The 12,261-nt window shown below is 41.5% G+C and carries 7 protein-coding genes; 5 read left to right on the top strand and 2 right to left on the bottom strand.

Translation table 11 applies throughout. The features are described from left to right. Positions 1-58 precede the first annotated feature (58 nt). Together recN and AAGD16_RS08915 are read left to right on the top strand one after the other, a co-directional pair. Positions 59-1,732, top strand: coding sequence for a DNA repair protein RecN (recN, locus tag AAGD16_RS08910; protein ID WP_013465169.1), 1,674 nt, complete (start codon positions 59-61; stop codon positions 1,730-1,732). A 48-nt stretch (positions 1,733-1,780) separates the two neighbouring features. Continuing rightward, positions 1,781-2,098, top strand: a complete 318-nt coding sequence (locus AAGD16_RS08915; protein ID WP_013465170.1) for a hypothetical protein — start codon at positions 1,781-1,783, stop codon at positions 2,096-2,098. A 222-nt stretch (positions 2,099-2,320) separates the two neighbouring features. Here AAGD16_RS08915 and AAGD16_RS08920 read toward each other — a convergent pair whose 3' ends face one another. After that, the gene (locus AAGD16_RS08920; protein WP_013465171.1) at positions 2,321-3,736 is read right to left on the bottom strand and encodes an FAD-dependent oxidoreductase; all 1,416 of its coding nucleotides are present in this window, start codon (positions 3,734-3,736) and stop codon (positions 2,321-2,323) included. A 9-nt stretch (positions 3,737-3,745) separates the two neighbouring features. Then, entirely contained in the window at positions 3,746-8,203 is a 4,458-nt protein-coding gene (gltB, locus tag AAGD16_RS08925; RefSeq protein ID WP_377111305.1) for a glutamate synthase large subunit, read from the bottom strand. Positions 8,204-8,929: 726 nt separating this feature from the next. Here gltB and AAGD16_RS08930 point away from each other — a divergent pair. Genes AAGD16_RS08930 through AAGD16_RS08940 form a run of 3 tightly spaced genes read left to right on the top strand, consistent with a single transcriptional unit; the run spans position 8,930 to position 12,249 of the window. Then, positions 8,930-10,186, top strand: a complete 1,257-nt coding sequence (locus AAGD16_RS08930; RefSeq protein WP_377111307.1) for an efflux RND transporter periplasmic adaptor subunit — start codon at positions 8,930-8,932, stop codon at positions 10,184-10,186. 35 nt (positions 10,187-10,221) lie between these two features. Continuing rightward, positions 10,222-10,932 carry an ABC transporter ATP-binding protein gene (locus AAGD16_RS08935; protein ID WP_013465175.1) on the top strand — a complete coding sequence of 237 codons (711 nt, stop codon included), beginning with the start codon at positions 10,222-10,224 and terminating at the stop codon, positions 10,930-10,932. A gap of 3 nt (positions 10,933-10,935) precedes the next feature. After that, positions 10,936-12,249: an ABC transporter permease gene (locus AAGD16_RS08940; RefSeq protein WP_058154830.1), complete on the top strand. Its 1,314-nt coding sequence runs from the start codon at positions 10,936-10,938 to the stop codon at positions 12,247-12,249. Positions 12,250-12,261: the final 12 nt, after the last annotated feature.

Below are 12,261 nucleotides of genomic sequence, written 5' to 3' on the forward strand. Positions count from 1 at the left end.
TGCAAAAAACCAAAACACTGTATAAATTAACAGTTAATTCACTGGATGGATGAACAGTATGTTAATTGGTTTAGAAATTAAAAATTTTGCAATCGTAAGTAATTTAAGCACAGAATGGCATTCGGGTATGACCGCTATCACCGGTGAAACGGGAGCAGGTAAATCAATCGCCATTGATGCATTATCATTGTGTCTTGGAGAGCGAGCAGAAGCGTCTGCTGTGCGCCCAGGTACTGATAAAGCAGAGGTAAGTGCACAATTTGATTTAAGCAATTTACCACTCGCTCATGCTTTTTTAGAAGAGAACATGCTTAATAACGACGACAACGAATGTTTACTTCGTCGAGTTGTTTGTAAAAATGGTCGCAGTAAAAGCTACATTAATGGCAGCCCAGTTACCGCTGCACAACTAAAAGAGCTAGGCCAATATTTAATTTCTATTCATGGTCAACATGCGCACCAGCACCTATTAAAGGCAGAGCATCAGCTACAATTACTCGATGCATATGCAGGCCATCATAATCTTGTTAATGCTGTAAGCCAGCGTTATAAACAATTTGCTGACTTACAAAAAGAATTTAAACAGCTAGAACAACAGCAGCAGCAACAAGCCGCACAAAAGCAACTATTGGAGTATCAAGTCGCAGAGCTTGATGAATTTGCATTGCAGGCAGATGAATTTGAGCAAATAGAAGCCGAACATTATAAACTCAGCAATAGCCAAACTATATTGCAAGTCTGCCAGCGCGAGTTGCAGCATTTATATGAAAATGATGAACAAAATGCGTGTTCCATTATACAGCACAGCGCCCAACAATTTACTGAACTTGCACAGTATGATGAAAGCTTAGCCAGTGTGGCAACATTATTATCAGAAGCCGCTGTTCAAGTTGAAGAAGCAAGCCGAGAAGTTCGTAATTACACTGAACAAGCCGACTTGGATCCTCAGCGATTAACTGAAGTAGAAAATAGACTCAGTGGTGCAATGGACTTAGCCAGAAAACACCATATAAAACCCCAAGAGCTCGTTGGATTTCATCAAACTATTGCACAAGAGCTTGAGTCGATAAGTAATAACAGCTCACGTCTTGAGCAACTTGAAGGTGAAATTGAACATGCCCTTGAGGATTATCAAAACGCCAGTGAACAATTAAGTGCAAGTCGCCACCAGTATGCGAATACATTAAATGGATTGATCAGCGAAAGCATGGCTAATCTATCTATGGAAAATGGCGTATTTGAAATAGCATTGACTGCACAAAACGATCGCGCTCCAAATAGCTTAGGCTTTGATAATGTTTCGTTTTTAGTATCAACAAACCCAGGGCAACCATTGCAACCTTTAGCAAAAGTAGCCTCGGGTGGTGAGCTATCACGCATTAGTTTGGCTATTCAGGTTATTATTGCGCAAAAAGTCACGACCCCTACGCTTATATTTGATGAAGTGGATGTTGGTATTTCTGGCCCAACAGCTGCTGCTGTTGGTAAACTACTGCGCCAACTAGGTAAGTCTACGCAAGTAATTTGTGTAACCCATTTACCGCAAGTGGCCAGTAGCGCTCATCAGCAGTTTTTTGTTGCCAAAGAAATTGCAGACGGTGAAACATTTACGCATATGCTGGCATTGAATAAAGATGGTCGAGTAAATGAGATTGCTCGATTACTGGGTGGTGATAACATTAGCAAAACAGCTAAAGCAAATGCAAAAGAGCTTATAAAAGCGCACGGATAAAGTGAATCGCTTTATAGTGCGTTACCTTGATACGGTGAGGATACATTAATGCAAACGACGGTCATTTATTTTGGCTTAGCAATTAACTGGCTGCTACTGATTGTCAGTATACTTTTGGCTGTTTTTAGTAAGTTTAAACATACACAATTTAAGCAGAGCTTATATCGCTTTTTAAATGTGGCATTAATTGTACATATTGTTATTGCTGTTATGTTAGTTTTTAGCAGCACAGCTATTAGTGGCTTAATAACACTAAGTTGGTTAGTTATTGGCCTACAGCTTGTTTGTAACGTTATTTGCTATAAAAGTGTGAAACGCCGACAAGCCAGAGTGAAACCGAGCCTAGATCACTTCTCGATGGATTAACTAACAGCGCGTTTAAAAAAGCCCACAATCTATGTATTGCGGGCTTTTTTATTTGTAAAATCTTATAATTGTAAATAGCTAGGTCAAAACCTACGTCCCTTTTTGTAGACCTTAAACACCGACTATGGAACCATAAATATTTACCTTTGTTTGTAAAACTGAGGAAATAAAAAAAGCAAACCCGAAGGTTTGCTTTTGACTCCATTCTAACAAAAGCATTATTTACACTTTTAAATAATCCATAATGCCTTCTGCAGCGTTACGCCCCTCAAATATAGCGGTGACCACTAAGTCTGAACCACGAACAATATCGCCACCAGCAAATATTTTAGGATTAGTGGTTTGATGTGTAAATTCACCTTGCTCGGGTGCATTAATACCACCCCAGTGGTTAATTTCTACGTCGTACTGCTCTAGCCAATCCATTTTATGTGGCTTAAAACCAAATGCCATAATCACTTGTGTGGCTTCAATAATATGCTCTGAACCCGGTACTTCCTCAGCGCGACGGCGGCCGTTTTCATCTGCCTCGCCAAGCTGAGTTTTTACCATTTTAACACCGGCTACAGCACCTTTGTCATCAAGCACAATCCCTTTAGGCTGAACGTTATAAGTAAAAATGACGCCCTCTTCTTTGGCATTTTTTACTTCGCGTTTTGAACCAGGCATGTTCTCTTCATCACGACGATAAGCACACGTTACTTTTAACGCGTTATGACGAATAGAGGTACGCACACAGTCCATTGCTGTATCACCACCACCTAGTACCACTACTTTTTGGTTTGCCATATCAATGCAAGCTTGTTTAGACTCATCGTAACCCATAACACGGTTAGTGTTACCAATTAAAAATGGCAGGGCATCATGCACCCCCGGCGCATCTTCGTTCTCAAGCCCCGCTCGCATACTCTGATAAGTCCCCACGCCCAAAAATACAGCGTCATACTCATTAAGTATTTCATCCATGCTAATGTCTTTACCTACTTCGACATTAAGCTTGAATTCAACACCCATTTCGGTAAATATTTCGCGACGTTTTTGCATGACTTCTTTTTCTAATTTAAAAGAAGGAATACCAAAGGTTAACAGCCCACCAATTTCAGGGTGACGGTCAAATACCACAGGCTTTACGCCATTACGCACTAAGATATCTGCACAGCCCAGGCCCGCAGGCCCTGCGCCAATAATGGCAACTTTTTTATCAGTCCATGTTACATAGGACATGTCTGGTTTCCAGCCCATTTTAAACGCGGTGTCGGTGATGTATTTTTCAATATTACCGATTGTTACTGCACCAAACTCTTCATCTAATGTACATGAGCCTTCGCATAAGCGGTCTTGCGGGCATACTCGTCCACACACTTCTGGCAAACTGTTAGTACGGTGCGATAGCTCAGCGGCCTCTAAAATGCGCCCTGTACGGATCAGTTTTAACCATTGTGGAATATAGTTATGTACTGGACATTTCCACTCACAATAAGGGTTACCACAATCAAGGCAACGATCCGCTTGTGAATTAACCTGATTTTCTGAAAAGGGTTCATAAATTTCTACGAACGATTTTTTACGCGACGAGATTGGTTTTTTGCGTGGGTCTACACGCTGCACGTCTATAAATTGATATACATTTTCGCTCATACTGCCCCCTTATTGCGCCTGAACACGTAGTTCGGCGCTACTGCGAGCGCGGTGCCCGAGTAAACTTTTTACGTCACTTGATTTAGGTTTTACTAATTTGAACATCGGTAAATAAAGTTCAAAGTTAGCTAAAATAGTTTCTGCTCTGCATGAGCCTGTTAGCTCTAAATGATCAGCAATTAAGCCGCGTAAATGCTCTTGATGTGAACTTAAGTCATCTAAAGTAACCACTTCAACCAACTCTGGGTTAATGCGTTTCTCAAAATCACCTCGTTCATCTAAAATGTAAGCGAAACCACCGGTCATACCTGCACCAAAGTTCACTCCTACATTACCAAGTACACACACAACGCCACCGGTCATGTATTCACAACCGTTATCACCTACGCCCTCAACAACAGCTTGCACGCCTGAGTTACGTACAGCAAAACGCTCGCCTGCACATCCTGCTGCAAACAATTTACCGCCGGTTGCACCATATAAACAGGTATTGCCAATAATTGTTGCTTTATGACTTTCAAATGACGAACCCAATGGTGGGCGAATAACTAGCTTACCGCCAGCCATGCCTTTACCAACGTAATCGTTAGCATCGCCAACCAAAGTCATTTCAAGGCCACCGGCATTCCATACACCGAATGACTGACCAGCTGTACCATGTAATTCAATAACTACCGGATCTGCGGCCATGCCTTGATTACCGTATTTATCAGCAATATACCCAGAAAGCATGGCACCTACTGATCTGTCGGTATTACAAATACGACTTACTAATGAAATGCCGCTTGAGTTATCTATTGCCTCTTGTGCCTTGCCTAGTAAGCTCTCATTTAACTCACCTAAATAATGCGAGCTATTTGGTGCACTGCAAAACAGAGTTTCACCTGTTGGGTTATTTGGCTGAGCGATAACCGCTGATAAATCTATTTTTTGCTGCTTCGCTGTTTTGCCTTCAATGGCTTCGAGTAAGTCTAAGCGACCAATTAAATCGGTTAGGTTTGCAACCCCTAAACTTGCCATAATTTCACGCGCTTCTTGAGCAATGAACTTAAAGTAATTCATCGCCATTTCTGGCAGACCATGATAATGCTTTTGACGTAATGTTTCGTCTTGTGTTGCCACACCTGTCGCACAGTTATTTAAGTGACAGATTCGTAAGTATTTACAGCCTAATGCAACCATAGGCCCTGTGCCAAAGCCAAAACTTTCGGCGCCTAAAATGGCCGCTTTGATGATATCAAGGCCGGTTTTTAAACCACCATCTGTTTGCAGGCGAATACGATGGCGAAGGCCATTTTCTACCAATGCTTGCTGTGTTTCAGCAAGTCCCAACTCCCATGGGCTGCCAGCGTATTTAACCGAGGTTAATGGACTTGCACCTGTGCCACCATCATAGCCTGAAATGGTAATTAAGTCGGCATACGCTTTTGCTACACCGGTTGCAATTGTGCCAACACCCGGTTCAGATACCAGTTTTACTGAAATCAATGCATTCGGGTTTACTTGTTTTAAGTCAAAAATAAGCTGAGCTAAATCTTCGATAGAATAAATATCGTGATGCGGCGGAGGTGAAATAAGTGTCACACCCGGTACCGAGTAACGAAGCTTGGCAATATAGGGAGTGACTTTTTCACCCGGTAATTGTCCGCCTTCCCCAGGTTTAGCGCCTTGTGCCACTTTTATTTGAATAACATCAGCGCTACGTAAGTAATGTGGGGTGACACCAAATCGACCCGAAGCTACTTGTTTAATACGTGAATTTTTTTCTGTACCGTAACGCAGCTTATCTTCGCCACCTTCACCAGAATTTGAGCAGCCACCTAAACGATTCATGGCAATTGCGAGTGCTTCATGCGCTTCTGGCGATAATGCACCAATACTCATGGCGGCTGAGTCAAACCGTTTATAAAGCTCAGTGGCAGGCTCTACCTCATCAATACTTATACCCTTTTCTGGCAGTTTTAAAGCCAACATATCACGCAGAGTCGCGACTGGACGTTGATTTACTAGCTTTGCGTATTCGCTGTAATCACTGTACTCGCCGCTACGTACTGCTTTTTGTAACGTTTGAATCACATCAGGGTTGTAAGCATGGTACTCGCCGCCGTGTACGTACTTAAATAAACCACCATGGCTTAATAATTTACGTTTACTAAGCGCCAGTTTATGCAAGCTTTGCTGATCGTCATCAAAGTCGCTAAAACACGCCCCTTTAATACGACTCGCCACGCCTTTAAAACACATCTCAACAATAGCGTCCGATAGACCAACTGCTTCAAACAGCATTGAACAACGATATGAAGCCACGGTACTAATGCCCATTTTAGACATGATTTTGTACAAGCCTTTATTAATTGCTTGACGATAAGCCAGTGTAACTTCACAGTATGACTTATTAATTACCTTGGTATCGCTCATAGCCACAAGTGACTCGTACGCTAAATACGGGTAAATTGCGGTTGCACCAAATCCAAGTAGTACCGCAAATTGATGCGCATCGCGAACGCTGCCAGTTTCAATAATAATATTTGACTCACAGCGTAAGTTATTATCTACCAAGCGTTTTTGTACCGCACCCACCGCCATAGCAGCAGGAATAGGTAATTGATTGTCATCAAAGTTACGATCCGTTAATACCAGCATAATACAGCCAGATGCGGCTTTTGCTTGTGCTTCATCACAGATGCGCTTAACCGCATTCTCAAGGCCTTCTTCTACGGTGTAAGTAATATCAATCTTACAATAGCTGTAATGCGCTTCATCGGCGTTAAGTAGCTGCTGCATATCAGCATACATTAAAATAGGCGTATCAAATTGCAGGCGTTTAGCGTGCCCTGTTGTTTCATTAAATACGTTTTGCTCACTGCCAATACACGTTGCAAGCGACATTACATGGTTTTCACGTAACGGATCAATTGGCGGATTAGTAACCTGAGCAAACTTTTGACGGAAATAATCATAAAGTGAACGGTGCCCTTCGCTCAGTACGGCAAACGGCGTATCGTCACCCATTGAGCCAGTGGCTTCTTGCCCATTTTCACCCATGACACGAATGACGCTGTCTAGCTCTTCGTTAGTATAGCCAAACATCTTTTGGTATTTGACAAGGGTTTCATCATCAAATGAGCGATTGCCCGCATCTTGCTCGGTAAGTGCTTCAAAAGGCGTTAATCGTTTAACGTTTTCTTCTAACCACGACTTATAAGGGTGGCGTGATTTTAAATCTTGGTCAATTTCATCTGAATGCCAAATTTTACCCAATTTAGTATCAATAACGAGGAGTTCGCCCGGGCCTACACGTCCTTTTTCGACCACTTCGTCAGCGGTGTAATCCCATATACCCACTTCAGAGGCTAAAGTAATAAAGCCATCTTGAGTAATAATATAACGCGCAGGGCGCAGGCCATTACGGTCTAGGTTACAGGCTGCAAAACGCCCATCCGACATAACGATGCCTGCAGGGCCATCCCACGGTTCCATATGCATCGAATTAAAATCATAGAATGCACGTAAGTCGTCATCCATAGCACGGTTTTTTTGCCATGCTGGCGGCACTAACATACGCATAGCACGGAATAAATCCATACCACCGGCTAAAAATAGCTCCAGCATATTATCGAGGCTAGATGAGTCAGACCCTGTTTCATTAACAAACGGCGCTGCGCTTTGTAAATCAGGAATAAGCGGCGAAGTAAATTTATAAGAGCGTGCACGGGCCCACTGGCGGTTACCTTCAATAGTATTAATTTCACCATTGTGCGCTAAATAACGAAATGGTTGCGCTAAAGGCCAGCGAGGCTGTGTGTTTGTAGAGAAGCGTTGATGAAAAACACAAATAGCACTGGTCATGCGAATATCAGCAAGATCGAGATAAAAATTTGGCAAGTCAGCAGGCATCATTAAGCCTTTATAGATGGTGACTAGCCCAGATAAGCTCGCAATATAAAATGATTCATCATCCATCAAGCGCTTTTCTGCACGACGACGTGCAACATATAAACGTCGCTCTAAATCTTTAGAACGCCACCCTTCAGGCGCACTAATAAAAATTTGTTCAAACCCAGGCAATTGCTTTAGGGCTATAGGTCCTAACATTGATGGATCGGTAGGGACAACACGCCAACCTAAAATATTAAGCGTTTCTTTTTCTAGTTCTTCGCTTAAAACATCTTTAGCTGCTTGTGCTAATACCGGATCAGCATTGAGGAAAATCATCCCAACGGCGTAATTTTTACCTAAATGCCAATTATTTTCAGCAGCAATAGCACGAAAGAAGCTGTCTGGTTTTTGAAGTAACAAGCCACAACCATCACCCGTTTTACCATCAGCAGATATACCGCCGCGGTGCTGCATGCGATCTAAACCGGTGATCGCCGTACGGATGAGTCGGTGACTCGCTTGGTTATTTACTTGGGCTATTAAGCCAAAGCCACAATTATCTTTTTCTAGTTTTGAGTCATATAACATGGACCCCTCCCCTTGCTGCACTGTTAACGTGGATGAACGGCTCGACGATTTGCTAACAGACGATCAAAATTAGCGTTATTCCTAACCTGAGTCAACATCTTTCTGAATACATATTCATTATATTGAATATATTTCAACTTCATTAAAAATTATAAAATAATGCTAAATATTAACATTTGAGTAGATATTGGATCGAAAACTATAATGACACCGGTGTTATTTTTAAGAACTTGTAAACAAAACCTCCTCACAACAGGCAGTTTACGTAAACGTAAAGGGGGCTTAAAATGAATAACTATTCACCAGATATCATTCCATCATTTTTGCTTTATTCGTAATACATCTAAACATGACATTTAATTACATCGACTTCTATTAGCACATAGTTTATTCAATGAATTTGCACGTTAGTCTTATGCTATGCATTAATTAACAACTTTCTTTGCTTTACGTTGAGGTAATCTCACCCCACAGCCAAATCAAAAAAGTGCCCGCAGCGGACACTTTTTATGTCCGCGGACACATAAAAAGAAAGTTTAGAAATAAAAAGTAATTAAATTCAACAAGATAAAAAATGGCACGCTATTCGAATATCCCATAACTATATAAATTTTGAGGGCATTTGAATGTTTACTATTGGCTTATTTTTAATTTCACCAATTATTCTGTTTATTGCCTCGCTAATGATTACTGTGTTTGAAAAACACTAAGCAAAGAGAACAAATAATGATTAAAGACACTAGCGGGCAAGACACGCAAATCTCACGACCTATAAATTTTAAAAAAAACATATGGCTGTTTATATTTACTGTGGGCTTAGTTGCTCTATGTGTATATGCATTATTAAATACTGATCAAGAAGGTACTATCTCGGTTGATAGAGTAAGCCTACAAATAGCCACAGTGGTGCGCCAATCACTAATACGTGATGTTGCAGCCAGCGGTAAAATTGTAGCCGCCAGAGCACCAAAAGTTTACAGCCCTGAACGAGGCTTTGTTTCATTGAAGGTAAATGCTGGTGACTCAGTCAAACTGAATGATGTAATAGCCATGGTTGAGAGCCCCGAGCTCACAAACGAATTAAAGCAGCAACAGTCTGTTTTAGCTCGTCTTGAGGGCGAGCTACAACGTAAACACCTTGAGGCACGCCGCCAATCATTAAGCTTAAATAAAGCGCTTGATCTAGCACAAGTAGAATTAAACGCTGCCGATAGAGAAAATCGCAGAGCGACTTTGTCAATGCAAAAAAATGTGATCAGTCAAATTGATCATGAAAAAGCCATTGATGAGCTTGCCCGTGCAAAACTTTCTTATAAACATGCAGAGCAAGAAGTTGAATTGTCCAAAGATACACTTGCTTTTGAACTACAGGCCGCTAAACGAGATGTCACTCGTCAACAGCTGATTGTCGATGATCTACTTCGCAAAGTTAATAACTTAACAATTAAAGCCACTGTGTCAGGGATTGTAGGTAACTTACTAGTTCAACAAAGAGAAGCGGTAACACAAAGCCAACCACTAATGACTTTAGTTGATTTGAGCAATTTTGAAGCAGAACTACAAGTTCCTGAAAGTTATGCAAATGAGCTTGGTTTAGGTATGGACGTAGAGATAACAATGGGCGCTAGCAAAGTGATGGGTACCCTTTCTGCCATTTCACCAGAAGTCAATAATAGAGAAGTCACAACACGTGTACGTTTTAACAAAGACATGACGGGCATCAGACAAAACCAACGATTAACCGCACGTATTTTATTAGAAAATCGTGACGATGTTTTACAGGTTAAGCGTGGGGCATTTTTACAACAAGGCGGCACACAGGTTTATAAAATTACCGGTGATACAGCTCAGCTCATTGATATTTCAATTGGTGCAACCAGCATTAATGCGGTTGAGTTAATTTCAGGGGTTCAAGCTGGCGATGAATTGATTATCTCAAGCTATAACAGTTTCAAACACACACACACGTTATTACTTCGCTAACAATCGCGTAGAATCAAATAATAAAAGGAAAAAGCATGTTAAAGATGAATAATATAAGTAAAGTATATCAAACTGAAATGGTGCAAACCCATGCATTACGTGACTTTAATCTGCACGTTGATGAAGGCGAATTTATTGCTGTAACAGGCCCTAGCGGGTCAGGAAAAACGACCTTTTTAAATATCGCTGGAATGTTAGAGCCCTTCTCCGCAGGTGAATACTTACTTGATGGAATTGATGTCGGTAAGTTAAACGATAACCAACGTGCAGATTGTCGAAATCAAAAAATAGGCTTTATCTTCCAAGGGTTTAATTTAATACCTGACTTAAACTTATATGAAAATATTGAAGTACCGCTACGTTATAGGGGTATTAAAGCCGCAGAGCGTAAACGTCGCATTGAAAAATGCTTAGAACAAGTTGGCCTTGCCTCTAGGGCAAAACATTTGCCGCAGCAACTCTCTGGCGGACAGCAACAACGAGTGGCCATAGCACGCGCGCTTGCTGGCGAGCCACGGTTTTTACTTGCCGATGAGCCAACCGGTAATCTCGACAGCCTTATGGCTCGTCAAGTAATGGAGCTGCTTGAACAAATAAATCGTGATGGCGCAACCATTGTCATGGTCACCCATGATGCAGAGCTTGCTCGGCGTGCCCCTCGGAACATTCAAGTTGTCGACGGTCAACTTGCCGATTTCACCTTGTACCAAGGTGCACAAAACCTTAAAAATGTTGCTGGAGCCTAAGCCATGCTATTACATTACCTCGATTTAAGTTGGCGCAGCTTCAAGCGCACGCCTTTAGTGAGCTTTTTAATGGTACTGGCGATTGCCATTGGTATTGGCATCACTATGACCAGTTTAAGCGTTTATCACATGATGTCGGCGGATCCCATTGCGCATAAAAGTAGCCAGCTCTATGCTGTGCAGCTGCAAATAATGGATGATGGCCACACTTGGTGGACGTCTGATAACCTCCCGCAACAACTAACTTATCAAGATGCTGCTAACCTATATAAATCAGAAATAGGTGGCAAGCGTTTAAAAATGGTGCGCAGTGGATTCTCTGTTTACATAGATTCTGACACAGTAAAACCATTTAGCCAAAGTGCAAGACTAACAACCCCAGAATTTTTTAATATGTTTGATCTTGAGTTTCTCTATGGTGAAAAATGGTCTCAGCAGCAAGAAGAAAACGCGGCTCCCGTTGTTGTGATCAGTGAAGAGTTAAATAATAAGCTTTTTGCTGGCGAAAATTCAGTGGGTAAAATTATTTATCTTGATGATGCGAGTTATGAAGTGGTTGGGGTTACTAGAAACTGGCCATTAACCATCAAATACTACGATTTAAATAATGGTTCATTTAATGACCCTGAACAACTTTTTATGCCATTTAGTCTTCTTGAAGCAAAACAGCTTGGTAATTGGGGGAATACCAATGGTTGGAAACATGAGGATGTTAGAAGCTTTAGTGCCAAGTTACAGTCAGAAATGGTGTGGATTCAATTCTGGGTTGAATTAACTAACGAACAACAAAAAAATGATTATGAAAATTATTTATTAGCCTACATGCAAGAGCAACAAAAGCTTGGTCGTTTTAATCGCAAAGAGTTAGCTTACAGTATTCGAGATGTTAACCAGTGGATGGCCTATAACAACGTAGTCAGTGAAGATAACAAAATTTTAGTCGCACTTAGTTTTATGTTTTTGGCTGTATGTTTGGCGAATATTCTCGGCTTATTACTTGCAAAATTTTTACGTCGAGCCCCAGAAGTCGGTGTACGCCGTGCACTTGGAGCCAGTAAGCGACAGATTTTTATGCAACATATTATCGAAGTCGCCATGCTAGGACTATTAGGTGGGCTACTTGGTATTGTCCTTGCCCAGTTTGGCTTATTGGGTGTTCGCCAAAGCTATAGCTACTACGAAAGCTTAGCGACCATGGATTTAACCATGTTATTGAGCGCCCCACTCATTGCAATTAGCACCTGCATAATAGCTGGGCTTTACCCTGCTTGGCTGGTATGTAAAACCAATCCTGCAATTTACCTAAAAAGCCAATAAGGACGAACACTA

The sequence above is a fragment of the Pseudoalteromonas sp. M58 genome (assembly GCF_042604605.1).
Taxonomy (GTDB): domain Bacteria; phylum Pseudomonadota; class Gammaproteobacteria; order Enterobacterales; family Alteromonadaceae; genus Pseudoalteromonas; species Pseudoalteromonas tetraodonis.